23 protein-coding genes and 1 pseudogene are annotated in these 26,996 nt (G+C 36.5%); 6 read left to right on the plus strand and 18 right to left on the minus strand.

What is annotated here, in order from left to right:
- A pseudogene (locus ACK1JC_RS14900) lies at positions 1 to 77 on the minus strand (3-oxoadipate CoA-transferase); the annotation flags it as partial.
- 291 nt (positions 78 to 368) lie between these two features.
- Here ACK1JC_RS14900 and pcaU point away from each other — a divergent pair.
- The gene (gene pcaU / locus ACK1JC_RS14905; protein ID WP_409512659.1) at positions 369 to 1,184 is read left to right on the plus strand and encodes an IclR family transcriptional regulator PcaU; all 816 of its coding nucleotides are present in this window, start codon (positions 369 to 371) and stop codon (positions 1,182 to 1,184) included.
- A 681-nt stretch (positions 1,185 to 1,865) separates the two neighbouring features.
- Here pcaU and ACK1JC_RS14910 read toward each other — a convergent pair.
- The 7 genes from ACK1JC_RS14910 to ACK1JC_RS14940 form a co-directional block, all read right to left on the minus strand.
- A complete protein-coding gene (locus ACK1JC_RS14910; RefSeq protein ID WP_409512660.1) occupies positions 1,866 to 4,067 on the minus strand; it encodes an OsmC domain/YcaO domain-containing protein in 2,202 nt (733 codons plus the stop codon).
- Positions 4,068 to 4,392: 325 nt separating this feature from the next.
- On the minus strand, positions 4,393 to 4,980 hold the full coding sequence (locus tag ACK1JC_RS14915; RefSeq protein ID WP_409512661.1) for a TerD family protein: 588 nt from the start codon (positions 4,978 to 4,980) through the stop codon (positions 4,393 to 4,395).
- Between the two features lie 17 nt (positions 4,981 to 4,997).
- Positions 4,998 to 5,714 (minus strand): TIGR00266 family protein, encoded by a 717-nt coding sequence (locus tag ACK1JC_RS14920; RefSeq protein ID WP_409512662.1) that lies wholly within the window; start codon positions 5,712 to 5,714, stop codon positions 4,998 to 5,000.
- Positions 5,715 to 5,929: 215 nt separating this feature from the next.
- Complete coding sequence (locus tag ACK1JC_RS14925) at positions 5,930 to 6,508, minus strand: TerD family protein (protein WP_409512663.1); 579 nt, start codon at positions 6,506 to 6,508, stop codon at positions 5,930 to 5,932.
- Between the two features lie 2 nt (positions 6,509 to 6,510).
- Positions 6,511 to 7,611, minus strand: a complete 1,101-nt coding sequence (locus ACK1JC_RS14930) for a DUF475 domain-containing protein (RefSeq protein WP_409512664.1) — start codon at positions 7,609 to 7,611, stop codon at positions 6,511 to 6,513.
- A gap of 16 nt (positions 7,612 to 7,627) precedes the next feature.
- Positions 7,628 to 8,203 carry a TerD family protein gene (locus ACK1JC_RS14935; protein WP_409512665.1) on the minus strand — a complete coding sequence of 192 codons (576 nt, stop codon included), beginning with the start codon at positions 8,201 to 8,203 and terminating at the stop codon, positions 7,628 to 7,630.
- A gap of 72 nt (positions 8,204 to 8,275) precedes the next feature.
- Positions 8,276 to 9,511 carry a TerD family protein gene (locus tag ACK1JC_RS14940; protein WP_409512666.1) on the minus strand — a complete coding sequence of 412 codons (1,236 nt, stop codon included), beginning with the start codon at positions 9,509 to 9,511 and terminating at the stop codon, positions 8,276 to 8,278.
- A 329-nt stretch (positions 9,512 to 9,840) separates the two neighbouring features.
- Between ACK1JC_RS14940 and ACK1JC_RS14945 the strand changes: the two genes are divergently transcribed.
- Genes ACK1JC_RS14945 through ACK1JC_RS14965 form a run of 5 tightly spaced genes read left to right on the plus strand, consistent with a single transcriptional unit; the run spans position 9,841 to position 14,856 of the window.
- The gene (locus tag ACK1JC_RS14945; RefSeq protein WP_409512667.1) at positions 9,841 to 10,848 is read left to right on the plus strand and encodes an ATP-grasp domain-containing protein; all 1,008 of its coding nucleotides are present in this window, start codon (positions 9,841 to 9,843) and stop codon (positions 10,846 to 10,848) included.
- Positions 10,849 to 10,853: 5 nt separating this feature from the next.
- Positions 10,854 to 11,975: a phosphoribosyltransferase domain-containing protein gene (locus ACK1JC_RS14950; RefSeq protein ID WP_409512668.1), complete on the plus strand. Its 1,122-nt coding sequence runs from the start codon at positions 10,854 to 10,856 to the stop codon at positions 11,973 to 11,975.
- On the plus strand, positions 11,965 to 12,744 hold the full coding sequence (locus tag ACK1JC_RS14955) for an HAD family hydrolase (protein ID WP_409512669.1): 780 nt from the start codon (positions 11,965 to 11,967) through the stop codon (positions 12,742 to 12,744). The genes ACK1JC_RS14950 and ACK1JC_RS14955 overlap by 11 nt, the downstream gene beginning before the upstream one ends.
- Complete coding sequence (locus ACK1JC_RS14960) at positions 12,737 to 13,945, plus strand: cysteine protease StiP family protein (RefSeq protein ID WP_409512670.1); 1,209 nt, start codon at positions 12,737 to 12,739, stop codon at positions 13,943 to 13,945. The genes ACK1JC_RS14955 and ACK1JC_RS14960 overlap by 8 nt, the downstream gene beginning before the upstream one ends.
- On the plus strand, positions 13,942 to 14,856 hold the full coding sequence (locus ACK1JC_RS14965) for an HpcH/HpaI aldolase/citrate lyase family protein (protein WP_409512671.1): 915 nt from the start codon (positions 13,942 to 13,944) through the stop codon (positions 14,854 to 14,856). Before ACK1JC_RS14960 ends, ACK1JC_RS14965 begins: the two co-directional genes overlap by 4 nt.
- 195 nt (positions 14,857 to 15,051) lie before the next feature.
- On the opposite strand, the gene ACK1JC_RS14970 is transcribed toward ACK1JC_RS14965, so the two are convergent.
- The 10 genes from ACK1JC_RS14970 to ACK1JC_RS15015 all read right to left on the minus strand — a co-directional run bounded on the left by ACK1JC_RS14970 (position 15,052) and on the right by ACK1JC_RS15015 (position 26,957).
- A complete protein-coding gene (locus tag ACK1JC_RS14970; protein WP_409512672.1) occupies positions 15,052 to 16,581 on the minus strand; it encodes a helix-hairpin-helix domain-containing protein in 1,530 nt (509 codons plus the stop codon).
- A gap of 52 nt (positions 16,582 to 16,633) precedes the next feature.
- A complete protein-coding gene (locus ACK1JC_RS14975; protein WP_409512673.1) occupies positions 16,634 to 18,349 on the minus strand; it encodes a PP2C family serine/threonine-protein phosphatase in 1,716 nt (571 codons plus the stop codon).
- A 90-nt stretch (positions 18,350 to 18,439) separates the two neighbouring features.
- Positions 18,440 to 19,492: a TerY-C metal binding domain-containing protein gene (locus ACK1JC_RS14980; RefSeq protein WP_409512674.1), complete on the minus strand. Its 1,053-nt coding sequence runs from the start codon at positions 19,490 to 19,492 to the stop codon at positions 18,440 to 18,442.
- Positions 19,493 to 19,587: 95 nt separating this feature from the next.
- Complete coding sequence (locus ACK1JC_RS14985; protein WP_409512675.1) at positions 19,588 to 20,223, minus strand: vWA domain-containing protein; 636 nt, start codon at positions 20,221 to 20,223, stop codon at positions 19,588 to 19,590.
- 37 nt (positions 20,224 to 20,260) lie between these two features.
- Positions 20,261 to 20,902 (minus strand): TerD family protein, encoded by a 642-nt coding sequence (locus ACK1JC_RS14990; RefSeq protein WP_409512676.1) that lies wholly within the window; start codon positions 20,900 to 20,902, stop codon positions 20,261 to 20,263.
- Positions 20,903 to 20,943: 41 nt separating this feature from the next.
- On the minus strand, positions 20,944 to 21,582 hold the full coding sequence (locus ACK1JC_RS14995; protein ID WP_409512677.1) for a vWA domain-containing protein: 639 nt from the start codon (positions 21,580 to 21,582) through the stop codon (positions 20,944 to 20,946).
- A 162-nt stretch (positions 21,583 to 21,744) separates the two neighbouring features.
- Entirely contained in the window at positions 21,745 to 22,620 is an 876-nt protein-coding gene (locus ACK1JC_RS15000; protein ID WP_409512678.1) for a hypothetical protein, read from the minus strand.
- Positions 22,621 to 22,803: 183 nt separating this feature from the next.
- On the minus strand, positions 22,804 to 24,117 hold the full coding sequence (locus ACK1JC_RS15005; protein ID WP_409512679.1) for a DcaP family trimeric outer membrane transporter: 1,314 nt from the start codon (positions 24,115 to 24,117) through the stop codon (positions 22,804 to 22,806).
- Positions 24,118 to 24,239: 122 nt separating this feature from the next.
- Positions 24,240 to 25,619 carry an aromatic acid/H+ symport family MFS transporter gene (locus ACK1JC_RS15010; RefSeq protein ID WP_409512680.1) on the minus strand — a complete coding sequence of 460 codons (1,380 nt, stop codon included), beginning with the start codon at positions 25,617 to 25,619 and terminating at the stop codon, positions 24,240 to 24,242.
- Positions 25,620 to 26,042: 423 nt separating this feature from the next.
- Entirely contained in the window at positions 26,043 to 26,957 is a 915-nt protein-coding gene (locus ACK1JC_RS15015) for a LysR substrate-binding domain-containing protein (protein WP_409512681.1), read from the minus strand.
- Positions 26,958 to 26,996 lie beyond the last annotated feature (39 nt).

The following is a 26,996-nucleotide window of genomic DNA, read 5'->3' on the forward strand; positions in this document are numbered from 1 at the left end:
CCGCCAATCATGATGATTGAGCCATCTTTAATTTGGGAAAGTGCTTCTGTTAATGAAGCGGTACTTTTATCAATCATTATGGCAACTCCGTCTAGCCGTGCATCTCAAAACTGAACTCAATGAATTAATATTGAACTAAGAAAAATTTTACTCAATCCCGAGTAATTTCATTAGAATTCCTATCGATCATTTTTGTCGTTTTTTTAATATTCATCTAGTTTAAAAATGTGATACTGTTCGTTTGTTAGGATATATGTTCGATGATCGAACAATTATTTAGTTTTATTCTAATCTTAATCATAATTTTGATTAGGCTGATTGTTGAACTATCTTCTGTTAATTAAATAAATTATGTTTAAGGTGAAAACGTGCAAAATGAAAATAAAAAAGTGCTAATAAATATTGATAATCAAAAACAAATTCGTCATGAAGACTTTATTGCTGGTATTAGTAAAGGAATGGCAATACTAGAATGTTTTGGTCCAGAAAGACATCGTTTAAATGTTTCCATGGCAGCAGAGAAAACTGGATTAACTCGCGCCGCAACAAGAAGACATTTATTGACACTAGAATATTTAGGTTATCTGGATTTCGATGGTCATTATTATTATTTAACTCCTAAAGTATTAAAGTTTTCAGGTGCTTATTTGAGTGGTTCACAATTACCTAAAATTTGTCAGCCACTTTTAAATCTATTAACAACACAAACATCTCTTATTTTTTCAGTGATGGTACTGGATGGTTTTGAAGCAATCACCATTGCTCGAAGTGCTTCTCATCAACAAACAGATCGAGTAAATCCTTATGGTTTGCATTTGGGTAATCGTCTTCCAGCACATGCAACATCAGCTGGTAAAATATTACTTGCATATTTAGATATTGCGGAACAAATTAAATGGCTCGAAAAATATCCCTTAAAGCGTTTAACCAAATATAGCATCATTGATAACACTTCATTTTTATCCTTATTGGAAGCAGTTAAAGAACAAGATTGGTGTTATTCAAGTGAAGAGCATGAACTGGGTGTTCATGCATTGGCTGTTCCAATTTATGGCCCTAAGGGAAATATTGTTGCTGCACTCAATATAGTTTCTCCAACTGCAAGATCAACCAAAGAATATTTAATCCAACAAATTTTACCTTTGCTTCAGGAAACAGCAAGGGAACTCAGGAATGTAATCTAATTTTTTCTTCTTGAATCAAGCTTGTTATATAACATTCTCATTGATGCTAAGAGTTATTAGCTTTGCTTTATATCTGTCAAATTTATTTTTTGTTTTTTACTTAACAAAGGAACAAACTTTTCGATTTTTAAGATGTTCTCATCTACTGAGTTATATTTTCGGCGGTGTTTCCAAAATTATACTGAAACAAAAACAGATTTAACTTTAATAAAATAGAGAAATACTAATAACACTATAAATCAAATGTCCACCCTGTCTCAGTAACAACTGATTGGTAAGTTTTTCACAGTGATATTTAGGGGGAATAATTGTAGTATTCGGCATCGGGTCTGATGTGGATTTAGGAGGAGTTAAAATTGTTCAAAAAAGCTTACAAATCATTTTAAAACTCTATAGATCATTTAAATGGATGAATTAAATTAATAAGGATATATAAAAATGTATCACTTAATGACTCTTCTACGAATTATAGAAATTGGAAAAAATATAAGAAGTAAGCTTCCAATTTAAATATATTTTTAAGTCTAATTATCTTATGAAATTTTTTATTTAAAAATTAAATATTGCTTAGGCTATTTTGTAATCATTCATTTTTAAAATGATCAAAATAAAAAACCCATCCGTATATTTCATACCGATGGGTTTTTATTTTTCATCATTTAACCTGAGAATATATCTAGTTTAGTTCAAGCTAACTGCCTTAGCTCTCGCTGCATGTAATTTCTTATAGCTCTCAATCAAACGTAAATGACGATCAAGCCCTTCAAGTTGCATATTGGTTTCAGTTAAACCGTAGAAACGTATTGAACCATCCATTGAACCAATCACGGCGTCCATACGCTCATCACCAAACATACGACGGAAATTAATCTCATAATCATTCAGATCAAGATCATCATCAAGTTCAACCTCAAGCACCACATTTAAACATTGATAGAATAATCCACGTTCAACAGTATTGGTGTTGTATTGTAAGAATTGTTCAACCAACTCTTTAGCTTCTTCAAAAGCTTGTAGTGCAATATAAATTAGCAACTTAAGCTCAAGAATAGTCAACTGACCCCAAACCGTATTGTCATCAAACTCAATTCCGATCAAGGTCACAATATCGGTATAGTCATCAACTTCTACTTCTTCAAGGCGTTCTGCTAAAGCTTCGAGCTGCTCGTCATCTAAACGGTGTAAATTTAAAATATCTTCACGGAAGCCCAATGCCTTATTGGTATTGTCCCAAATGAGATCTTCAACCAAATAAATTTCTGAATAGTCAGGCACTAAGATACGGCAAGCAATTGCACCCAATTGATCATATACCGCCATATAAACTTCTTTGCCCATTTCTTTAAGAATACCGAACAGAGTTGCCGCTTCTTCTGCATTGGAATTTTCACCTTCAGCAGTGAAATCCCATTCAACAAATTCATGATCAGCTTGAGCACTAAAGAATTTCCACGACACCACACCGCTTGAATCGATAAAATGCTCAACATAGTTATTCGGTTCAGTCACGGCGTTACTGCTAAATGTCGGTTTTGGTAGATCATTTAGACCCTCAAAACTACGACCTTGTAATAATTCCGTTAAACTACGCTCAATCGCTACTTCCATGCTTGGATGTGCGCCAAATGAAGCGAATACACCGCCTGTACGTGGGTTCATCAGGGTCACACACATCACAGGAAATTCACCGCCCAATGACGCATCTTTGACTAAAATCGGGAAGCCTTGCTCTTCTAAGCCTTTAATGCCTTCAACAATACTTGGATATTTTGCTAAAACTTCAGCAGGCACATCAGGAAGTGCGATTTCACCTTCCAAAATTTCACGTTTTACAGCACGTTCAAAAATTTCAGACAAACATTGAACTTGTGCTTCAGCTAAGGTATTCCCTGCACTCATACCATTAGACAAGTATAAGTTTTCAATTAGATTAGATGGGAAATAAACCGTCTCACCATCTGACTGACGAACAAATGGTAATGAACAAATACCACGTTCAGTATTGCCCGAATTGGTGTCATATAAATGCGTACCGAGTAACTCATCTTCAGGGTTATAAATTTCTAAGGTATATTCATCCAAAATTTCTTTCGGCAAAGCACCCTTTTTACCTGGCTTAAACCACTTTTCATTTGGATAATGTACAAATTCAGCATTGGCAATTTCTGTACCCCAAAACTGATCGTTATAGAAGAAGTTACAATTCAAACGCTCAATGAATTCACCTAGCGCAGAAGCTAAAGCACTTTCTTTGGTAGAACCTTTACCATTGGTAAAACACATTGGCGATTGTGCATCACGAATATGTAGTGACCATACATTTGGTACAATATTTCGCCATGACGCAATTTCAATCTTCATACCCAAATTTGCCAAAATCCCCGACATATTGGCAATGGTTTCTTCTAAAGGTAGGTCTTTCCCTGCAATATAGGTACTGCTGTCTTGTGCAAGGCTCGGCATAAGCAAAGCTTGTGCATCAGCATCAATACTTTCAACTTCTTCAATCACGAACTCAGGATTATTCTGAATGACTTTCTTTACCGTACAACGGTCAATTGAACGCAAAATACCTTGACGGTCTTTGTCAGAAATCTCCGCAGGTAGTTCAACTTGAATTTTAAAAATCTGTTTATAGCGGTTTTCAGGATCGACAATATTGTTTTGTGATAAACGGATATTTTCTGTTGGAATATCACGCGCCGCACAATACACTTTCACGAAATAAGCGGCACATAGTGCAGAAGATGCTAAAAAATAATCGAATGGACCTGGTGCAGAACCATCGCCTTTATAACGGATCGGTTGATCGGCAATGACTGTGAAATCATCGAACTTAGCTTCCTGACGAAGATTGTCGAGATAATTAACCTTAATTTCCATACGGATACCTGAAATAGTATTATGTGTATATGAATTGACACATCAACGATGTAAATCTTGAGATAAGCCGAATCAAAGCATAAATAACTTAAAAAGCGCTTGGCATCAACAAGCAAAATAGGGCTTTAAACTGATACCAAAAATAATGGAACATATTATAAAGGCAAATGCCACTTTTGATAAAGTTTATGTACGCTTTCACTGCATTTAAAAAATAAAAAACTCAGTAAATAAATTTACTGAGTTTTTTAGGGTCTTATCTATTACAAGTAAACACTCTAGGGATTAAGAATAAAGCGCTACGTTTTTATGCAAACAGGCTTACTTATAAAACAGGTAGAATCGAAGGAATCATATCTTGAATCGTTTTACCATTACTGGTTTCACCAAGCGCAGACATTTTCCAAGCACCGTTATGACGATAAACTTTTGCAACAATCAGTGCAGTATAATTACCCTTCGCAGATAAATTATACTTTGCAATTTCAGTATTGCTAGTTGCATCCACTACACGACAAAATGCATTTTCAACGCTTTCAAATGTTTGTCCACGGAAACTACTAATGGTAAATACAATAGATTTCACTTGAGGCGGAACTTTAGTTAAGTCAACATGAATGACTTCATCATCACCATCACCTGCGCCTGTACGGTTATCTCCTGAATGCCAAATACTGCCATCTTTACTTTTTAACTGTCCAAACCAAACTGCATCGAGTGGTTGATTATTTTCATTAAAAAGAATAAGTGATGCATCTAAGTCGATAGAATCATCCCCGCCTTTAAACATACCAAAAAAGCCACCGCCACTTTTAGCTACATCCCAACCTGCGCCCAAATAAATCTGAGTTAATGATGACCCATCACCTTTTTCTAAAGAGATTTTTTGACCTTTAACTAAACTAATACCCATGAAATATATCCTCTGTTTTAATTGCTTCTATTTAAATTTAATGCTGATGCTAACCACGTCACATAGCTTTTTCGATTTCTCGAACAAATAATGACTTTACCATTACCTCGAAACTTCAAAACCATGCCTTCCCCACTGGTAAAGCTATTGAGTAAATTCCCCATCATTCCTCTATTTTGTGAGCTTGGCATACCAATGTTATAACTTAAGGTTGAATCCCACGCCACAACATGACCATTATCAATGGTGGTTTCACCATTTTCAGTACTGACATCCACTTCCATAAGAGTCCCGCAGCCTGAAATACACAGTTGTCCTTGCCCTGAGGCTTCCATAATGACAAAACCACCAGTATCACCAAAAAATCCACCGCCTAAATTGGTTTGAATCTTGGCTTTTACATTGACATGCTCTGTGGCTGCCACAAAGGCACCATCGGACAACACATATTGTCGTGGTCCAATATCTAAAAGTTGCATATCACCATCTAGGTTTGGTGACAGTAGACATTGTCCATTGCCAAATGATGCTTTGATTTCCTGCTGAAATAGGGATTCACCTGTCGTAAAGCGACGCATGAAGGATTGAAATAACCCGCCACGTAGTTGCCCACCTAATTCAAGGTTCTGTTCAATCATGACCATTGCATCTGATTCACAATAGATTTTTTCACCTTGTACCAAATCTACCAATAGAAATGGCTCCGGGCTGCCCACCAAATCAAATTTAGCCATGATTAATTCTCACTCTCAAATAATACTTTTTTGCTTGTGCTACTTTTAACCATATACATCCATTCAAAAAACAGTCCTGATTAATGCGGTTATCCCCCCATAATCAATTGCCTGTTTTTTATTTTAGTATTTGAAAATAATCTAATTTACTAAAACAAATAAAAATTACTTTCAAATACTAAAAGATTTATCTTTTAGTATTTGTGTTCTAAACCTTAAACAGCAACGCCATAGTTCGCTGCAAGCGCACCTAAGCCACCATTAAAGCCTTGACCTACCGCTTTAAATTTCCATTCACCAGCGTGACGGTATAATTCACCGAAGATCATTGCAACTTCAGTACTACCATCTTCAGATAAGTCAAAACGAGCAAGTTCTTCAGCATTATTATCTTGGTTAATTACACGGATATAGGCTTTATCAACCATTCCGAAGTTTTGACCATTTTGCTGACCTTCATGGATAGTTACAGCAAATACAATTTTAGCAACATCAGCAGGAACTTTTGAAAGATCTACAGAAATTGACTCATCATCACCTTCGCCATCACCTGTACGGTTATCACCATTATGATTTACAGAACCACATGGTGAATTTTTTTGGTTGAAGAAAATAAAACCGCCATCTCCTAATACTTTGCCATTTTCGCCTGTTAAAAATGCAACTGCATCTAAATCAAAAGCTTTACCATCTGTCGCGCGTGGATTCCAACCTAAACCTAAATCGACTTTATTCATTGTCGGTGCAGTTTTAGACAGGTTGATATTGCCGCCTTTTGATAAATTAATTGCCATGTTTACTTTCCTTCTTCCGTTGTTGATTCAATTGATTCTTGCTTTTTACTATATGAAATAGATGAAATAACAGCCCAAACGATGAAAGCAACACCGATTAAACCTGTAACAACCTCAGGAACATGAATGCCTGTACCACTTGCAATCATAATCAGTGCTAAAGCACCAATTGCATAGTGAGCACCATGTTCTAAAAACACATAAGCTTCCAATGTGCCTTTTTCGACCAAATATACTGTCATTGAACGCACGAAAATAGCACCAATGGCTAAACCTAGCATAATCACAACAACATCACTGGTGATTGCAAAAGCACCGATCACCCCGTCAAAACTAAAAGATGCATCGAGGACTTCTAAATATAAGAAACCACCAATACCACCTTTTACAATCGTACCTGTAACGGGTGCACCATTAGATTGTGGCTCATCGTCTTCATCATCATGCGAACTACCCTCAAGTAAATGTCCGAGTACTTGTACCCCAACATATACCACGATGCCCCAAATACCTGCCATAACAACAACAAGGCGTGACGTTTCTGCAACAAAACTCGCCATAATAAGGAGGATACAAAGGGAAATGAACACTGAAATCGCTTGGATATTGCCTAAATCGGCAAGTTTTGCTTCCAACCAATGAAACCAATGCTCATCTTTCTCATCATCAAATAAGAAGTTTAAGAACACCAATAATAAGAACATGCCACCAAATGCTGCAATTTCAGCATGATGCGCCATCAGTTTTTCAGAATATGTCTTTGGATCATTTAAAGCGAGTTTAGCCACTTCAACCATACTCATATCGGCAGTCACACCAACAATCAGTAATGGGAAGACTAAACGCATACCAAAAACAGCAATCACAATACCGACGGTTAAAAACAATGTACGCCAAAAATGATTCCAATGTCGTAGTACAGAAGCATTGACAACAGCATTATCAAACGACAATGAAACTTCCATTACCGCTAGAATGGCTGTAATTGCGAGTACTTTGAACATACTCGCAATACCCGCCTCAGGGCCATGGGTAAAACCCCAATAGGCTGAAATCGCTAAACAGATAACAGAAAAAATGATTGAAAATCGGAAATGTTTCATTCAATAAACTCTCAGATTAAATGCTGATTCCAAATTGGCGACACATTGCCCCCAAACCACCTGCATAACCTTGACCCACAGCACGGAACTTCCATTCACCATTATGACGATACAATTCACCAAAGATCATTGCTGTTTCAGTCGAGTAATCTTCATTTAAATCAAAACGTACAATTTCAGTATTACTTTGATCATTCACAATACGAATAAACGCATTTTGAACTTGACCAAAATTTTGACCACGGCTTTCACCTTCATGAATGGTCACTGTAATCGCAATTTTTTGTATTTCTGCGGGCACTTTGCTTAAGTCAATTTTAACGGACTCATCATCACCATCACCTGCGCCTGTACGGTTATCGCCTGTGTGTTCAACTGAGCCTTCTGGTGAACGTGTTTGGTTATAAAAAATAAAATCTGTTTCAGCACGAACTTTACCGCTTTCATTAAGTAAAAATGCTGAAGCATCTAAGTCAAAATCTACGCCATCTGTTGAACGTGCATCCCAACCTAAACCGACCAAAACATGTGTTAAATTTGGATCTGTTTTACTGAGTGATAAATTTCCACCCTTATTTAAAGAAATTGCCATTTTGTTGTCCTTCTAGAGTTTTACGTTTTTCAAATTTTACGAATGAATAGAAACAAGCTTGATCTATTAAAATTAGTCTTTGGAACCTTGAGTCCAATTAAAACCAAATCGATAATACTCATCTAAATACTTTTGGTCTCTAAAATAGCGCACTTCACGATTTGCTTGAATTGCACCATTAATATTGCGTAATTCTACAATAGCGCATGTTTTGAGTTGGTTACCATCTGTTAAACGGACTTCAATTTCAGATTGATTCGGAATTTTAATGGTGACAACACCATCTGTGGCAGCCCAATTTGCAGCACCCTCATATATATAGGTATAGATGAGGATTCTTTCAATCTGTTCCCACTGATTTCCATTAATATGTAAGTTTTCACCATTTATGGATGATCCTGTACGATCATCAGCATCTAACTTGATAAATGGTCTAGCATCAAAATGACCAAAACGATTACCCAATGATTGGACAAGATTAATCTCACCATTTTTAAATTGAATCATTGCACCCAAATCTAAATCAATAGAATCTGACCTTGTCAGTTTTTGAAAAAATGATGTTGATTTTGGAGAACTTTTATTCCAATTCAAATTGACAGAAATTTTACCAAAGCCCGAACCCTGTTTTGTTAGATTAATACTTGAATTATTTTTATCGAGTTTAATTTTAGATAAATTAATATTCGATGACGGTGTAGGTGTAGGTGTAGGTGTAGGTGTAGGTGTAGGTGTAGGTGTAGGTGTAGGTGTAGGTGTAGGTGTAGGTGTAGGTTGCTGAACATCTTGAGCAATCACAACACCAAAATTTTCAGATAAAGGTTTTAAGCCACCATTAAACCCCTGATCAACAAAGCGGAATTTCCAATGTCCTTTGTGTAAATATATTTCAGCCAAAATAAGGGCTTTTTCAGTTTTATTTTGCGTATTTACTTGTGCAAATGCGATTTTTTGATTTGCGCCATACAGTTCAAGCTCAATCGGTTGCACTTGGCTCAACTGATATGGTTCATTTAAAGTCACACACAGTGCAATTTTCTGAATTTGTGCATCTATACGTGCAGTATTAATTTTTATCTTAGTCAAATAAGGCGTTTTTGACGTTGACTCCATCAGCACAATACTTTGATTATGCGTTTGAGTCTGCCCATAAAAAATCATATCGTGATCGCCACGAACCTTTTGAGTATTTGCATCTAATAAATAAGCTGTAACATCTAATTCGAGTGCTGAAGAAAAACTCGTTTTAATCCAAATCTCAACTTCTTGCTCAGAAAGTTGAATATTACTGCCTGCAATTAACTGCATATCGCCCCCAACAAAAAAATAATTATCACATCGTGATAAAATTTATATTTAAATAAAAAAATCTGTAAATTTAAAATAAATACGTTCGTGCTTCTTTAGTCATAAATCATTAAATAAGTAAAAAATATTTAATCATGTTTTACCATAAAATAGCGTAATCTCAAGCACATAATGTGAGGATTTTGTTAATTATCTATTTTTTAAACTGCCTATAATTTTAAAATAAATCGTTCATATATAATTTTAATTTAAATGTTTTTAGAATTTTTACACTATAATATCGCACTGATTTTTTTATTTTTAACATTTATTCTGAGATTGAAAAAAACGTGCTACAGCAATATAAAATATGGATCGCAGAGTGCTACTCTTGTCAAATTGATATCATTGAATTACTCAACAATTCAAATTTATCCGACCAATTGATTGTTTATACGTCACACAGTCGTAATCGACCTGAACTCGTCAATTTAGAGCATTATTTTGAACAACCGAAAATTTCAGAAAGTGCACCGTGGCTTTTGCAAAAATGTATTGAACACAAAATCAACATTCTCTTTGCGGGTAAACATAGCCAGTATCTTGAATCCTTGCGTCCCGAGTTTGAAGCACATCAAATTACGTTGATCACAGGTGCGGTCAATCATGACTTCCACGATCTCATCAACAATAAATATCAGTTTACCCTCAAGTGTGAAGCTCAAAACTTACCTGCGATTCCTGCACGTTTAGCAAACTCGACTGAATCTTTGCAAATCGCTATTGACGAACTGCAACAGCAACATACTGAATTGTGTGTAAAACCTGTGTATGGCGTATATGGCGCAGGTTTTTTACGCTTACAAAATCATGTGAATTATTTTAAGACTTTTGAGTCTGCATTTAAATGTAATACACAACAGTTTATTGAAGCTTATAGTCAGCAAGAAAAACCCATTAAATATTTAGTGATGCCTTATTTAGCAGGTCGTGAATGTTCTGTTGATATTGCCTGTAGCAATGGAAAAATTATTGCACAAGTCACACGTATTAAGCACGATTACTTTCAGGAGTGCTATTTAGAGCATCCATGTCATCAAACGTGTATAGAACTCGTTGCGCTTTTCCAATGTGATGGACTGATTAATATTCAATTTAAACAAGATCAAGATTTAAATTGGCACATTTTAGAAATTAACCCTCGTCCTGCAGGTGGATTTGCCTATAGCAAACATACAGGCGTGAATTTAGTCGCAGAACTTTTTGCTGAAAAATTGAATTTGCAATTACAACGTAATGAACCACAATCTCCCGTAAAAGCTTTTCCGCTAAGCTATAGCGTTAAAATGGATCTCTGATTTAGATGAAAGAAATAGAATTAAGCCGTGGAAGTATCAATGTTCAAGTCCATCATCACCATGCAGAATGGAATTTAGATCGACTCCTCGATTTTGCTGAAAGAATTAATCCTAAAAGAGCTTTTTTATTTGTTTCCAAAGTTTTAGGAAAACATATTCCTGTTCCTCCATCACTAATGAAACATAGCTACGAAGATTTAGCGGATTTAATTCCTAAAGATCTACAAGGTCCAATCTGTGTCGTGGGTATGGCTGAAACGGCTGTCGGCTTAGGTGCAGGTGTTTATCGTGAACTGAAAAAAGACTATGGGCAAAATGCCATCTTTTTAACCACAACTCGACATCCAGTTTCGACCTTACCGACCTTGGGTTTATTCTTAGAAGAACATAGTCATGCTCAAGATCAATTTATCTTAAGTAGCCATGATACTGAAAAACATCAAAAAGTCATTGATGCAAAAACATTAATTCTTATAGATGATGAAATTTCTACAGGAAAAACATTTAAAAACCTGATTGAGAGTTTACAGAAATCTGGCTTAAATCAAATTGAACGCATTATTTTGGTAACTTTGGTCAATTGGGCAACCGATCGCCTCAAAACTGATGATTTAGATATTCCTGTCGATGTGATTTCATTACTGCATGGAAATTGGGAATGGAAAGCGAACAATCGTCAAGTCAACCTTGAAACAGTCAATGTCAGTTCAACGCAACAACAAGCTGGCAAGATTATTGCACCAAGTGATTGGGGGCGTGAACCGTGTTATTTAGAATGTTCCGCATGGGAAAATGTCAAAATTAACCGAGCAGGCGAGAAAATTTTAGTTTTAGGTTCAGGTGAGTTTAGTTGGATTCCTTTTTTAATCGCTGAAAAACTCGAACAACAAGGTGCTGAAACTTATTTCAGTTCAACCACGCGTTCACCGATTATGCAAGGTCATGCAATTCAAAGCATTTGCCATTTTCATGATAATTATGGGTTAAATATTTCCAATTTTGCCTATAACGTCAAACATCAAGATTTTGATCGTGTTCTTTTAGTGATTGAAACTGCAAAAGATAGTGTCGATCCTAACCTATTTGAACAAATTAAAAATTTAGAAGTGATTAGCTATGAATCATAAGCCTCTTGTTTTTGTGGATTTAGATGACACACTGTTTCAAACACATCGTAAGCAACAACCGACTGAACAGCATAAAATTGCCACCACAGATAAACATGGTGAACCGCTGTCTTTTATGAATCAAAAACAACAATTTTTTGTCAATTGGTTGCTTGAATCTGCGGATGTTGTTCCTGTGACAGCACGTTCTGTAGAAGGCTTTAAGCGTGTGCAGTTGCCCTTTCAATATGGTGCGGTTTGTTCACATGGCGGTACTATTTTAGACCATAACTTAAATATTGATTTGGAATGGGTTGAAATTCAACAACAATCTGAACTCAAATTGCATGATGTCATGGTCGATTTAGCCGATGCCTTACATGAATATGCCAAAGATTTAGGTGAAGTTCGCACTTGGACATTGGTGGAGAATAATTTAGCCATTTATGCGGTTGCTAAACAAAAACATGCTGGTGAATTATTTTTAGATCAACTGCTTGAAAAACTGCCTCAAAATATTCTTGATCAATGTTATGTGCATATTAATGGGAATAATCTCGCAATTATCCCTCATCATGTCAGCAAGAAAAGTGCTGTTGAATTTTATATCAATAAACACGATCCGCAACGTGAACGCCCTATTTTAGGCTTAGGCGATAGCCTTTCTGATGCAGGATTTTTGACGAGCTGTGATTGGTACGGTATGCCGAAAAAAAGTCAACTTGATACATTTTTAAATACCAAACTCTCTCAAGATTTTGACACAAAAGGATATTTAGGTCATGTCTAATCTCTCTCATTTGGTTGAAAAAAGTCAAGTTGACGACATTGAGCGTGTGAAATCACCACTCAATGAAAAATTCACTAAATTAGGTTTTCACGGTTCATATCGCCCTGAAGATGTAACTTTTCTCATGCAAATTGATGATATTGCACCGACTGATGTCAAAGAAAAAGAGTATTTGATTCAATCGGGGAAAATGCATTATTCACAAATGATTAGTGTAGAAAATCCACCTTCTACAGCACAAATGCAACATTTCCAATATGCGTTTGAACAAGGCTCACAACGCCTCGCAGAAGAAGTACAAAAAATTGCCAATCAATTACTACAACGCTTTGAAAATCAACCTTTGGTATTGATTAGTTTGGTGCGTGCAGGCGTACCACTGGGCGTTTTACTCAAGCATTGCATTGAAAAAAAGCAAGTTTGCTATCATTACGGCATCAGTATTATTCGAGATCGAGGCATTGATTTTGGTGCATTACAAGCGATCATTTCGCAACATGGCGCTGAAAATATTGTCTTTGTCGATGGTTGGACAGGCAAAGGAGCGATTTGCAAAGAATTAACGCAAAATGTACAGCATATCCCTGAATTATTTGATGAAAATTGGCAAATTCCTCGTTTAGTCACTCTATCCGACTTAGGTGGTTATTCATGGCTAAGCGCAAGCAGTGATGATTGGCTGATTCCTTTTGGCATGCTCGGTTCGGTAATTTCAGGTTTAACCTCTCGAACTATTTTAAAGCAGCCTATTGCACTCGAAGAAGCTCAAAATGATTGTTATAATCCGCAAAAATGGCACAGTTGCCTAATCTATGACCACTTGAAGCCGTATGATTTATCAGTCGACTTTATTGAAAGAATACTGCAAAAAATCGATTTAAATCCACAAGTTGATACTGTAGTTTGGAACAATTCAATTCGCTTAAAGCAACAACAATTTTGTGCTGAAACCATTGAATGGATTAAAACAGAATATTCCATTTCCAATATTAATTACATCAAACCCAGTATTGCTGAAGCAACACGAGCAGTGCTGAGACGAGTGCCTGAAAAAATTCTCATTAAAGATGCAAACAATCCTCACGTTCAATTGTTATTACACTTTGCACGTGAACAAAATATTCCTGTAGATATTTTAGGTTCAAAATTAGGTCCTTATCATGCAGTCACACTGATAAAAAGAGTTGAGAAAAATCAATGAAAGCACTGCAACATGCGATTGAACTTGGCGCAACCATGTATATCCCTGCGACTCATGAGCAACTTTGGGAGGTCACACAAGGTGAAAAATTCCCATTCATTCAGTCTTTAGCAGTTTGTTTAGAAGATGCTGTCTTGGAAAAAGATGTACAGACCGCAATGGTCAATTTAAAACATTTACTGCAAAGAAGACTTGATGAACCAAATTTAAAAGCCCCTGCCATTTTTATTCGACCAAGAAATGTTGAAATGGCGAAACATATTGTCGATTGGAATCTAAACCAAACCTATAACGGCATGATTTTACCTAAGTTTAATATGGCAAGTTTACAAAACTGGATGGATATTTTACCTGCCAATTTACAATATATGCCGACACTTGAAACCAAAGAAATATTTGATGTCTCACATAATATTGAGCTCTATCAGGCACTCAAATATGATTTTCATAAAACTTTATGTTTAAGAATTGGTGGCAATGATCTGCTGTCATGCCTGAATTTACGCCGTCCAAAAAATACCACGATTTATCAGACTCCTGTAGGACTATTGATTTCACAACTTGCAGGATTATTCATTCCGAATGGATTTCAATTGAGTTCTCCTGTCTGTGAGCATTTTGAGAATATCCATTTACTCAAACAAGAAATTGAACAAGATATGAATAACGGGATTTACACCAAAACCGCTATTCATCCGAAGCAAATTGAACATATTCATCAATCTTTTCAGGTACAAGCTGAAGAATTTCAAGAAGCTCAATTGATTTTGGCACATGATGCAAAAAGTGTATTTAAAAGTCATGGCTCGATGATTGAACCTGCAACACATAAAAATTGGGCTGAAATGATTTTATTACGTTATAAAACCTTTGGCTTGGTAAAACCGCAGCATATGGCGAAATCAGTGTAAATGTAAATGGATTTATCCTTTTAGCGAAATTGTTAATTAAACAAATTAAGTTTTAGATATGAGTGTTCTCTTACCTTTCAGGAGCTGAGTCGCACTGCTACGCAAGGGAGAGGGTTTTTATTTAAAGCTCTCTCTATCCTCTTACCAAGCTAACTCCTCATTCCTAAACCATATTTAGCACAAGAAAAGGAGTTTTTATGCTTCAACCATTTGCACCACAGCAAGACGTCCACCATCTTCTTTGGAAAATAAAATCTGTACGCCCTCTTTTAGTTCAATTTTTCCACCAATTGGAATTGCGGTTTTATTCGCCACATCGGTTAAATCAGGTAAGTCTTCATTCACCAACCACCACACATCATTATGTAAAACAAAATAACCCTTACGTTTAATTTGATCAGCAGTCAAACGTTCATTCGGTGCAATTAAATTATTGGCATGCCATGCGTAAATGGACTGTCCTGTCCACACCATTAAACGATGGTTATCGGATCTAAAATTGCCTTGTTGCCGTGCAGAATACAAATTCAAAATTGGTAATTTACCTTTAAATGGAGTATGACAAAATGGACATTCAGGTTGAGTCGAATTATCAAAAACATACCATTTCTGACCACAACGATGATTACGACACGGTTGGATAAGATCTACCGTTTTCACCAAAGCAGTTTCCCATTCATTGGCTGAAGGACGCTTTGCAGGATCATGTAAACCGTCAATAAAACTTTTCTTAAATAATTCAGATAAATACGGGCCTGTCACGGTATAAGGTACTTTTGCAGGATCTGCCCACGGCTGTTGACTCACTTTCAGTTGTGATGTTTTCACCTGATTAGAATGATCTGCTGGATGTTCAATAAAGAGTGCTTTTTCACCCATGCCTAAAGTTTCATCTTTTTGTGGATCACTCATATCATGAATTTTTCCGCCACGCAGCGGATGGCGATACAGCAAATACATATAAATCAGAACAGCTAAGGCATGTTTATCTGTGGCGATACTAGGTAGAAAACGGTCAGGATTGTCTTTCGATAAATGACTCGTTCGCACCACCTCAGGGGCAATAAAATCAGGTGTTCCCACCACATCAGGCGGGTATTTACCTGGAACAACCAAGCCATCGACATCAATCACGCAGGCATTGCCTGTAACAGGATCGACCAAGACATTTTTATAAGATAGATCTGAATGCGCTAAACCTGCCGCGTGCATACGACGTACTGCACGTGCAATTAAAATACCTATTTTTAAATAATTTAACCAATTGCCTTTTTCACGTTCATCTAAAAATTTATTTTGATTATTTGCACTTGCAAACCATTTTCCTTCTTTTTCTTTGCCTTTAATTTGTAAAAAATCATTATTTTTAGAGCCAAACTCAAAGAAGAATTGATTTTTATAAGTTGGTGCAGTTATGCCTAATAAATTGTTATATTCAACTAAACCGTCGGGCCAACAGAAAATGTTTTTCCAATATTCTCCACCGACACCATTAAAAATTCCTTGCCATTTATTACCGACAATTTCTTTTAAACGATCTTTTTGCTGTTCAAGTGTTGCCTTTGAATCATAAAACTTATTCTTTTCTTTGCTAAAAAAACACACGACATAACTACGATCAGGTGAAAAATACACATCTTTCATCGCTCCTGAACCTATAATTTCGTCGACAAACTCAATATCCCGACCATCAATAGTTTTGCATTTAATAATTTTTGCTGACATATTTTTTACCTAAGCATCTATTTTTATACAATATATATAACGGTGACGTATTTTAACTTGAGTGCTTATTCCATAAGACAGCCATGGTTCTGTCATCATGATGCCCTGGTGTAAAAAAGTGCATCCATTCCAATAAAGCCGTATCAGCAGATTCAATTTGCATGAGTGGATCAAGCTCAGCATACAATTTTTGCCATTTCACAAAGTTCAGCAAGCCTGAATCTGTTTCAAATATCGGGTCTGAAATACCATCAGTCATGAGCAAAATGGCATCGACATCAGTAAAGCAACCAATCTTTAATCTATTGGTAAAATCATGCGCAATGCTACGGTCAAGGAAGCGGGTTTGCCCTGCATATTCGCCACCATCGGGATCATTCATTAAACGTAAATTGCTTTCACTATATAACGCAATTGCACCATCTCCCACAGAGAATGTACTAACAAAAGTTTTATCAGCCAACTTACAGACGACTGCGACTAATAATGTCGTTGAAAAATCTTTGGTATTTGCGCCTAAATCTGTCGCTTGTAGCTCAATTTGATTGAGAATGGATTTATAGATTTCATAGTAAACATGATGAAATTGTTGATTTAATTTCGTTGCGACACCGACGGTGACGTCATCTTGACTACCCACCTGCCATTTGGCTAAATCATTGTTTAGATCATCTATCGTATAGGGGTTCAGATAACGCTTAAATTCATTCTGTACAATATCTACTGCAATTCGAGAACCTTCTCTAGAATATTTCGCACTGCCTGCACCATCCGCTACAGTAATGATCGACCAAGAGCTATCTTCAATCAAATGAATCGCAAAATCATCATCACGAAATGAGCCCGCATGTTCATGTGAACGTCCACGGCGACTTGCAGCGACTATTTTATAGTTCGGGGTTTCAATAACGGCTTGATCTAAATGAACCTTAACAAACTCCTGCCCTGATTCAGGTTCAATCACTTTCCATAAACTACGTGGGTCGGCAATAACATTGAGTCGACACTGTGCAGATCGGGTTTCACCCTCAGCAATAAATTGAAAACTAAACTCAATGAGATTTGCTTCTACTGGCTGACCATGAATGCTTTTTGTATCTTCATCAAAATAAAACTGTGTATTGGGGAATTTAAAACTATCTGCTTTGTAGCTGATTTCACTTGTATCATGTGGCGAAATCACCGTAATTTTCGATTGATAGGCTTGTCCAACTCGAGCATTATCGACTTGAAATTTTATATCTTCATATTTACTTCGTCTAAACACGCTTTCAATCTCTAATCTATTTTGTTCTATTTCCGCAGGGACATTTTCTATGGGCTCGACTGCGTCCTCTTCAACAATAATTTCAGGAATCATATTTTCAGACACCTGCTCATTGCTTGCTGTGATTGGTTGTTCAACGTCTACAATTATCGTTTCTTGATGTATTGAATTTAAGTCACTCTGCAATTTTTCTTGTTCTTGCGTATATTCATCAATAAAATCCGTGATCACGGCGACATCTTGTTTTTCAATGATTTTAAAGTCAGTTTTAAAATCATTTTCTACATCAAATTCAGATATTAGGTGAGATTCAGTGCGACTTGGCTCATCAATCAATGAGTCATAATTTGAAGATGCTTTTACTTTTTCAAGTTCATTGATTAATTTTGAAAGTTGTTTCAAATTCTGCGAATCTCGCAATAAAAATTGAATAAAATGCTCATCAAACTCAGATAAATTGTGTTCCAAAATTTTCTTGATTTTGCATACATCACCGTCCATGTTCAGCCTCATGTTTATTTTATTCGAATTTCATATTGCAAAAATGCATTTTAAATTGATATTGATACGAAATAATCTAACCTTGAACGACTAACCCTGTCCACGTGTAAGATCGAAGTCACCACCACCCGATGAAAAACTAATTTGTCGACGACACCATGGACATACCACAGATTCTCGGTAACCGTCATAACACATCAAATTGCCACAACCACAGACTGCAAAAGCCGTTTCAGCAAAACAGTGCGGACACTCAGGAAATCCATCCAACTCCGCTGTGTTAATTTGCTTATTTGGTGCTTGATGATCCGACCACGTAAAATATTCTTCTGAAATAACACTACAGGTATTAAGCTTAAAATTATAAATATTGATATTTAAATCGGCAGGACTTTTATACTGTAAGTTCTTGGTATATTTGATGATATAAGGCTTACCCATTTTCTGACAACGTCCAACAAATGTTGCACAATTTTCATCGACCTTATTTTTACTGATGGATAAAGCATCTTTTGCTAAACGCATATAACGTTCATCTAAAGGTAGTAAATCATTCTTCTGCTGATTACTTCCCACGCTAATACTTTGCGACACAACGGAAGCAGTAATCCATTTACATAGCCCTTTGACATATTCAGGAGTAATTTGATCAATCGAAATGGTATTTTCAGTGATTTTCTTCAATATAGAAAAATCAACATCTGCACCAAGTCCTATGGCAACCACTGTAGCTTTATTGGCATATTGCATATTCCAACGCTGAATTGCTTGCTCATATTCATCTGTCGGACGACCATCAGTAAAAATGTAAACCATGGGTTTCCAATCACCTTTAACCTCTGTCGTGGTTTTTAGTACATAACGATCAATTTCTTGCCCCAAATGATCAAGAGCTTTACCCAAATGCGTTCCACCACCTAAAGGCAAGCTAAAATGATTAAATGCAAAGAGTTCAGTTAAAGGAACTAAGGTACGTACAATGCCTGCATAAGCAATAATAGAAATATAAACTGTTTCAAGAGCATACGGATCTTTTCTTAAACCACTTAAAATCAGCTCAACACCTTCTTGCACAGAATCTATCGGCTCTCCCACCATAGACTCAGAGCAATCAAGTACAAAAAATACGGGCAATCTACGCATACTTCCACCTGTTTATTTTTACAGAACAACGCAAGCTTTTCTATTTACACAGTATTGGTTTTCTCACATACAGTATAAGTAAAAGAACATTCAACTTATAAAACCAATTGAATTTCAGCAGGTGGCGGTGGCAATGAAATTGAATCCGTCACGCCTGCACTACTACTGCCTGCAACAACACTTGCAGAAACCCATTTAAAGAAACTTGCAAAGCTGTTTGAGTCCATACTGTCTAAAACAACGACTTGACTGGTCAGTTGTAATAACGATTCTGTTTTAGCTTTCGGGCCTGCTGCACAGGCAACAATTGTGGCAAAATTTAACTGTTTAATGGTTGGAAGCATTTGTTGATACGCATAGACATCTGAAGGCGAGCCATCAGTCATTAGAAATAATAATGGACGCCAATCACCTTTCACATCATCCGTACTTTTTTGAACGTGCTGCCCAACTTCCTGTGCCAATAATTCAAGCGCAGCCCCCATAAATGTTGCCCCTGCACTCGGCACATCTAAATCAGGAATTTGCACTTGATCAAGTGGCGTTAAAGGCAAATAAACTTTCGCTTCCAAATCAAAGGTAATCACACTCAAATGCACACTTTCAAGTGCATAGGGGTCTTGTCGTAATGCACTGAGCATCGACTGTAAACCCACATTCACAGAGTGAATTGGTTCTCCACGCATTGAACCCGAAGTGTCCAACAATATATAAACAGGTAAACGACGCATAAAGCTCTCTTTACATTAATATTAATTAAATCATTTTTTAACTATATTTTTTTAGCCATTCCACAAAATTATCCGATGCGGATGAATCCCCGACAGCATTAAATTTCCAGCCATTATTTTGTCTAACCAATTCAGCAAATAATAATGAACGTTGTTGATCATACTGTCCAATACCAGACAAATCAAAACGAACCATCTCTTTACCTGAACCATCTACAGCACGAATAAATGCATTTTTCACTTGACCAAAATGTTGATTGTTTTTTGTAGCATTATAAATTTGCACAATAAAAACGATCTTATGATATTCAGGTGCAAGGGTATTTAATTTAACAATGATCTGCTCATCATCGCCATCACCCGCACCTGTGCGATTATCGCCTGTTAACCAAATTTGACTGGAACGATGTCTTTGATTATTAAAATAAATCACATCACTATTTGTCAAAGTCGCTTGTCCTTGAGCATTCCAACCCAAATCTTTCACTTTACTATTACTATCACACAAAAATGCCACGACATCCAAATCATGCTCTTCAGCTCCACCACCAAACAGCCCACCTAGAAAGCCTTTTTTCTGCTCAATAATATCCCAACCTAAACCAATGGTAACGAGAGATAAATTATGCTCAGATTTTTCCAGTGTCAGTCCTTGACCTTTTGCTAAGGTTATTGCCATTTTATTTTCCTTTTTATATATTTTTTTCCATGATATATCAGTTATAGAACAACGTTAACTTCAGGTGGTGGCGGTGGTAAATCATTTAGACCTGATACTTCTTTTTGTCCTGCATCGACTTTTTGGCTACCTGTAGAAATACTTGCAGATACCCATTTAAAGAAGGCTTTAATGGTATTTGAATCCGCTGTCGCTAATTCAACAACGACTTCAGTAATTTGCTTTAAAATACTCGTATCTGCGTTATGACCTGCTGCACAAGCAATCACCATACCTGTTTTTGCCTGTTTTAAACGTGCTAGACCTTTTTTCCAATCATCCGTTGGTGCACCATCCGTCATAATAAAAATCAAAGGTTTCCAATCACCACGTATATCGTGTGTGGTTTTTTGCACTTCCTGATCTATTTTATCTGCCAACAATGCAAGCGCATCACCCAATTGTGTTGTACCCGTTGCACGTAACTGAGGTGGCTGAAACATAGCAATTTCAGTCAATGGGGTAAGCTGTTTTGCTTGAGTATCAAAAGTAATGATGGATAAAAATGCCGTTTCAAGCGCATAAGGGTCTTGTCTGAGCGATGAAACTAAGATTTCAACACCATTTTTGACAGCCTCAATTGGCTCGCCGTGCATTGAACCTGAAGTATCTAATAATAAATATACGGGTAATCTTCTCATTTATTGATCTCTACTTGATGTTTTAGTTCATTTTTAATCTTTATGAATTCTTTTATATAAAATAATAGGCTAAAAACAAAGCATTTTTTAATAAATATCGAGTAGCTACCCATTTATATAAACATTAAAAGATACATTCAATAAATTAGTATAATTTCAATATCAATCTGTCCAATTTACCTTTTTCTCCACATAAAACTGCTGAGAAGGTTCATATTGAAAGATACTTTTATACGGCTTTTTCGGCTGATTCTCATCAATATAAGTAACCTCAATCGGGAAATACACAGACTGATTCTGAATGACCTTTAATGTAGAAGTCACAGTGGACGCCATTTCAGGGCGATCTGCATAAAAACTTGCGGTACTCCCTCCTGCATGTCCAATTTGAACCGCTTGAGGCTGAGCATCATCAGGAAGTAAAATACCATACCATAATGACTCTTCTTGACCACCTGCTCCAGTAAATGTCGCATATACATAACTGCCCATCATGTTTGCGCCAAATTTTTGCACATTTTCTTTGAACTGTTTTTGAAAATCTAACATAAGATGTCCATTTGAAGATGGAATATCTTCTTGATTTTTCGCCAATCCAGTCAGTACAAATTGATTCCCCTGCTTTTTATAGACCAGTATATCCACCTGACTTGAACATGCTCTGCAACTACTGATATATCCATCATAATATTTAGCGGTCTCCATAATGACTAAATAGCGAAATTCACCTTGAACATTCGTATATGTAATGACTGGATGCATAAACGCCAAAACATTCGACTCAAGCAATGTGTTGGGAAATTGATGAAAATATTGTTCAGATGAATCTGTGGCAGGTGCTAATACCACTGGTTGTTTATTCCGTTGATAAGCCGTTTCCAATACAGTGTCTAAATCGAGCACATTGTGTTTTTTAGAAAATATTTCGACTGATTTTACAACTGAATTATTGGTATTTAATATTGGAACATGGGCGCAAGCTGTCATAACACCAGATATAAAAGCCAGTACACTTATTTTAAAACCTATATTTTGCATATTTTATCTACTTATTACGTGATTTATTTTCAATATTTAAGCCTCTACAAAATATAGCATGTTGCTCTGCATTATTTATAAAAAAACAGGCAATTGAAAATCAATCGCCTGTTTTATGCTAAGTGAGTAGTGAATAAAAATGAATCTAATCACTCATGGTTCACATTTTTTTAAAAAAATACTTTAAAAATTATACTGAGCCAACATACTTACACGGTTGTCTTCACCCTTTTTTGTACCATCTTCTAAGGCTGTAAATACTTCACGCTCACCATACACATATTCCAAACCAAAACTAATTGGCTTCACTGGACTGTAGAACACATTTACCCACGCTTGCCATAATTCTTTATTGGCTTGTGGTGAAGCTACGATATATGTCTGATCTTCTTTAAACTTCATATAGCCATAACCCAGTGTTGCACGAGTTTTGTCATTAATTTTTTGTGCTACACCGACAGTAATTGAGTCAAATTCACTGAGTGCAACAATTTCACTACCTTGTTTTACCACACCACTGTTTGCCCATGACACAAAACTGCTGTCACCTTTGACATGGTAATAATCTGCTTTCAGACTGGTTTGTGGTGTGAAATCATATTTTGCCCCTAAACCTACACCCCATGACCATTCTTCATTACTTTCAATACGTTTTTCATGTGCCATAGTGCGTAGACTCATATTTAAGTCATCACCAATTTTTTGATTCCAACGTGCAGTCAATGCAGGTAAACGTGCTTGAACCGTACTATCTTTCGGATCTTCTGCTGCAACAACCAATTGTGAGCCGGGTTGAATCGTATAACTATAACGAACTTGAGGTGTGCGTTTGACTGAACCGCCGACATAGCCCAGTGCATCGATGGTTTCAGGCATATAATCTGGTACTGCAAAGTTTGACCATGTTTGACCAATCAACCATTGGTTATAGTTCAAATAAGCATGGCGAATACGTAAATTGTCTAAACCTGCTCCGCCCAAAAAATCCATTTCAAGTTTGCCCGAAACTGTCTGATCTAACACTGGACTCTTAAAATCTAAACCAATACGTGTTGCTGAAAGTGTCGATTTAAATTCATCAGAACGTTCTTTATCTCCTTTTAACGGTACAGTATTGATCTGATTATATAAGCGCGAAGCACTGCCACCTTCTGCTTGATAAGAAGCATCTAAACGAATATTTCCGTAAACTTTAACCTCTGCTTTAGCAAGGCTCAATATACCATTTGGCGGTTCCACAGCCTTTGTCGGACTATTTACAACAGCTACAGATGCAACAGGGCTTGTAACCTGTGTTGTTATGGTCGTATTACTTTGGCTATAAGATTGTAGTAATTGACGTAATTCTTGCACTTCTTGGCGCAATTGTTGAATATCTTGTTTATTTTCTGCAGTGACAGCATCTGTCTGCTGTGCAAAGCTTTGTGTTACAAAAGTCATTGAAATTAAAGTGACTGCTAGGCTTAATGCCTTCATATTTAAGTTTTTCACGGACATACCTATCCTAAGAAAGAAATAATCTTTCCTGATTATTAAGTTAAGGGGATAATTTCTTGATCAGTGAACACTGATCAGGTTTTGGGTTATCAAGATCGTTTGATAACCCAAGTGACAGTTACTTATGAATGTGAACTGATGTTTGCGGTTTTGACTTCAGCAGCGGCTTGTGCTTGATGTGCAATTTTGACATCTACAGATGCTTTCATATTGACCAAGAATATTGCAAGTGCAGCAATAACGCCTGGAATTGCAATCATAAGGAAATTCATTTGGTGTGGAAGATTCATTGTTAATAATGCACCTGTAAGCACAGGTCCTACAATTGCTCCAATTCGACCAATACCTGACGCCCAACCCATGCCCGTAGAACGAACAGTTGATGGATAGTACTGCGCGACAAAAGTGTACAGTAAAATTTGTGAACCAATTGTTGCAGCACCTGCGACAGCAATTAATGTATATAAAACTATTTGTGGACTATTAAAGCCAAGTAAAATTAAGGCAATAGCACCACTCATAAACATAATTGTGAGTACTTTTTTAATATGAAAACGGTCTGCCAATGCCCCACCACCAATTGCACCAACCATACCGCCAATGTTAAGTGCAAATAAGAAAATCATACTTGCACCAAGTGAATAACCTGCCTGAATCATTAGTTTTGGTAACCAACTACCCAATGCATACACCATTAACAAGCACATAAAGAAAGCAACCCAGAACATGAATGTACTGAAACTACGACCTTGTTGAAATAATGCCTTTAATGGTGCTTCATCACCTTTAGTTACATCGTCCAGTACAAACTGAGTCTGTGCTGTAATCGCTTGCTCAGGTGCAATTTTTTGTACAATATTACTGACCTTTTCAAGTTCTTTTTTATTGGTCAAATACATTAAAGATTCAGGTAAAAACTTCCAAACCAATGGCAATGCCAATAACGGTAAAATCGCAATATAGAACATGATTTGCCAGCCGTGTAATGGTACTAACCAAGCTCCAAGCAAAGCTGAACTCATTCCACCAATCGCATAACCACTAAACATTAGTGCAACTAAAGTACTACGAATACGTTTAGGCGCATATTCAGTCATTAGTGCAACGACATTTGGCATCACTCCACCAATACCCAAACCTGCGAGGAAGCGTAAAATACCAAACTCCGTTGGATTAGAAGCAAATGCACCTAAAAATGTGAAACCACTAAAGATTGCCACACAAATCATAATAGTCTTTTTACGACCAATTTTATCGGATAATGTCCCAAAACACATTGCACCAAACATCATGCCAAAAAGTGCCGTACTCGCAAGTAAACCTGCTTGTACTGCATTGAGTCCCCATTCCTGCATTAAAAGCGGAAGTGCAACCCCATAAATAACTAAATCATAACCATCAAAAATAATAATCAATAAACACCAAAATAAAACACCCCAATGAAATGGCGTAAATTTCGCCTCATCAATGAGTGTATTAATATTTAATTTTCCTACTTCCATCGTCTGCCTCCTGCAAATGAAATAACTTCAAATCCTGTGCGTACTGTGAGGCAGTACAGATAAAATGTCCAAAACCGAATTTATCTATATATATACCTTCTGAGTTGGTTGAAAATCACCCACACAAATATAAATCCCATAAAAAAACCTAAAATAGTTAGTTTTTCTAATCAAATTATATAAAAAAATAATTACAAAATTTACACAGCTAGAAGTCTTGTTGACACAAACTCAATGAGTCATAACGCTACTTTTCATACATGACAAAGAAAAAATCTTTCGTAAGGAGGCACTGTTTATAGGAAAATAAGCAGACTGAATAACCCTGTATGCTAAAGTCTATAATTATTTTTGATTATTTATTCTGAATGATCATTCTTTAAAGAAAATAGGTAGACCAAAGTCTACCCTGTTTTCTATCTTTTAAATGAAGGTACGATCATATTTAAATGCTTCTAAGTCATAAACCTGATAAATACAATCAATAAGAGAACGAATATCCTCACTTTCATCTAAATTTCGGAATGTCATGAAAATTGCGCTGATCGCTGTTTCATCTAAAATAGGTATATAGTTTAAATGTGCCAATTGGATCGTTTGGGTGCTCTCGGGAACAATACAAATCCCTTCTCCCGCTGCCACCAACCCCAAGGCAAGCTGAATTTCTCGAACGTGTTTCAGGTTTTCTGGTTCCAAGTTGTACTCTGCAAACAAGTTTTGTACATGCGTAGCAAAACTAGGTGTGACATTATTGGGGTATAAAAAAATTGTTTCATCTGCCAAATCTGCCAAATAAACGCCTTTTTTATGTACCGCAAGAGGATGGCTTGAGTGCACGGCCATCATTAACCGCTCTTCACGCAATAATAGTCGATTTAATGCAGGATCTGAGATTCGTAAACGCCCAAAACCCACATCTATACGCCCTTCTTTGAGCGCCTTCACTTGTTGCAAAGTCGTCATTTCAACCAATTCGATCTTTAAATGTGGTTGTTGCTGTCTATATAAGAAAACAATTTTAGACAATAAACCATAGAGCAATGATCCGACAAAACCCATCGTTACAGTACGTTCAACCATACCTATACGCTTAGTCATCGATTTCACTTCTTCCGCATTGGTCAGTATTTTGACGGCATGCTGATAAAAAAAGTGTCCTGCCTGTGTGGTTTTGAGAGGGCGACTTCCTCTCTCAAATAAAGCAATCCCTAGCTCTGCTTCTAAATTTTGAATTTGGCGGCTGAGTGGCGGTTGAGCAATAAATAATTTCTCCGCTGCCTTTGTGAAACTTTGTTCTTCTACTACAGCAACAAAGTAGCGTAAATGTCTTAGCTCCATGAACCTTCATACCTTTAAAATATATTAAAATGCAAAAAT

It is taken from the genome of Acinetobacter sp. TY2, from assembly GCF_046269225.1.
Lineage (GTDB): Bacteria > Pseudomonadota > Gammaproteobacteria > Pseudomonadales > Moraxellaceae > Acinetobacter.

Excerpts from the sequence above, each read along its gene's own strand:
- ACK1JC_RS14910 (WP_409512660.1), bottom strand. The coding sequence starts at position 4,067 with ATGGAAATTAAGGTTAATTATCTCGACAATCTTCGTCAGGAAGCTAAG.
- ACK1JC_RS14915 (WP_409512661.1), bottom strand. The coding sequence starts at position 4,980 with ATGGGTATTAGTTTAGTTAAAGGTCAAAAAATCTCTTTAGAAAAAGGT.
- ACK1JC_RS14920 (WP_409512662.1), bottom strand. The coding sequence starts at position 5,714 with ATGGCTAAATTTGATTTGGTGGGCAGCCCGGAGCCATTTCTATTGGTA.
- ACK1JC_RS14925 (WP_409512663.1), bottom strand. The coding sequence starts at position 6,508 with ATGGCAATTAATTTATCAAAAGGCGGCAATATCAACCTGTCTAAAACT.
- ACK1JC_RS14930 (WP_409512664.1), bottom strand. The coding sequence starts at position 7,611 with ATGAAACATTTCCGATTTTCAATCATTTTTTCTGTTATCTGTTTAGCG.
- ACK1JC_RS14935 (WP_409512665.1), bottom strand. The coding sequence starts at position 8,203 with ATGGCAATTTCTTTAAATAAGGGTGGAAATTTATCACTCAGTAAAACA.
- ACK1JC_RS14940 (WP_409512666.1), bottom strand. The coding sequence starts at position 9,511 with ATGCAGTTAATTGCAGGCAGTAATATTCAACTTTCTGAGCAAGAAGTT.
- ACK1JC_RS14950 (WP_409512668.1), top strand. The coding sequence starts at position 10,854 with ATGAAAGAAATAGAATTAAGCCGTGGAAGTATCAATGTTCAAGTCCAT.
- ACK1JC_RS14955 (WP_409512669.1), top strand. The coding sequence starts at position 11,965 with ATGAATCATAAGCCTCTTGTTTTTGTGGATTTAGATGACACACTGTTT.
- ACK1JC_RS14960 (WP_409512670.1), top strand. The coding sequence starts at position 12,737 with ATGTCTAATCTCTCTCATTTGGTTGAAAAAAGTCAAGTTGACGACATT.
- ACK1JC_RS14965 (WP_409512671.1), top strand. The coding sequence starts at position 13,942 with ATGAAAGCACTGCAACATGCGATTGAACTTGGCGCAACCATGTATATC.
- ACK1JC_RS14970 (WP_409512672.1), bottom strand. The coding sequence starts at position 16,581 with ATGTCAGCAAAAATTATTAAATGCAAAACTATTGATGGTCGGGATATT.
- ACK1JC_RS14975 (WP_409512673.1), bottom strand. The coding sequence starts at position 18,349 with ATGGACGGTGATGTATGCAAAATCAAGAAAATTTTGGAACACAATTTA.
- ACK1JC_RS14980 (WP_409512674.1), bottom strand. The coding sequence starts at position 19,492 with ATGCGTAGATTGCCCGTATTTTTTGTACTTGATTGCTCTGAGTCTATG.
- ACK1JC_RS14985 (WP_409512675.1), bottom strand. The coding sequence starts at position 20,223 with ATGCGTCGTTTACCTGTTTATATATTGTTGGACACTTCGGGTTCAATG.
- ACK1JC_RS14990 (WP_409512676.1), bottom strand. The coding sequence starts at position 20,902 with ATGGCAATAACCTTAGCAAAAGGTCAAGGACTGACACTGGAAAAATCT.
- ACK1JC_RS14995 (WP_409512677.1), bottom strand. The coding sequence starts at position 21,582 with ATGAGAAGATTACCCGTATATTTATTATTAGATACTTCAGGTTCAATG.
- ACK1JC_RS15000 (WP_409512678.1), bottom strand. The coding sequence starts at position 22,620 with ATGCAAAATATAGGTTTTAAAATAAGTGTACTGGCTTTTATATCTGGT.
- ACK1JC_RS15005 (WP_409512679.1), bottom strand. The coding sequence starts at position 24,117 with ATGTCCGTGAAAAACTTAAATATGAAGGCATTAAGCCTAGCAGTCACT.
- ACK1JC_RS15010 (WP_409512680.1), bottom strand. The coding sequence starts at position 25,619 with ATGGAAGTAGGAAAATTAAATATTAATACACTCATTGATGAGGCGAAA.
- ACK1JC_RS15015 (WP_409512681.1), bottom strand. The coding sequence starts at position 26,957 with ATGGAGCTAAGACATTTACGCTACTTTGTTGCTGTAGTAGAAGAACAA.